Source organism: Neisseria sp. P0021.S006, assembly GCF_051956895.1.
This window is the reverse complement of sequence record NZ_JBQCWZ010001030.1, coordinates 1-522: the sequence shown is the minus strand read 5'-3', so window position 1 is coordinate 522 and position 522 is coordinate 1. Positions and strand designations below refer to the sequence as shown.

Below are 522 nucleotides of genomic sequence, written 5' to 3'. Positions count from 1 at the left end.
GTGTAAGCGGATAGAGGCGGAAGCCGCACATGCCGTCTTTGATGTCGCATGACCAAGTGTGCAGCATATTCCAAAAGTCGGTAATTTTGCGTCCGTAAAGTCGTGCTTTGGGCGCGTCATTACCGTATTGCGGCCAGCCGCAAACAACGGCTTCGGGATTTTGTTCTGCTGCGGCGAGGAGTTTGGGTGTGTCGCTTAAGCAATGCTGGCTGTCTGCATCAACCTGCAAAACGTGGGTATAGCCATGTTCTTCAGCGTATTCCAAACCGGTTTTGACCGCTGCGCCTTTGCCGCCGTTGATGGGACGGTAAAGGACATCAATGCCTTCTGAAACCAAAGCCTGCAATACAGGTTTGCATTCTTCGCGTGAACCGTCGTCCACAATTAAAACGTTTAAACCGAAGCCGCGCATGGTTTGGGCAACGTGGCTGATGGTGGTCGGGTGGTTGTAATGTGGAATGAGGGCCAGGGTTTTCATAAATATTTTTTAGACGACGTTAACACAATGCAGAGTATAGCAAA

The 522-nt window shown here is 50.2% G+C and carries 1 protein-coding gene; it reads right to left on the bottom strand.

Features of this window, described 5'->3' with window-relative positions; translation table 11 throughout:
• A partial coding sequence (locus ACTHUM_RS18545) for a glycosyltransferase family 2 protein (protein ID WP_440403760.1) occupies positions 1-478 on the bottom strand: 478 nt, incomplete at its 3' end.
• Between the last annotated feature and the right edge of the window lie 44 nt (positions 479-522).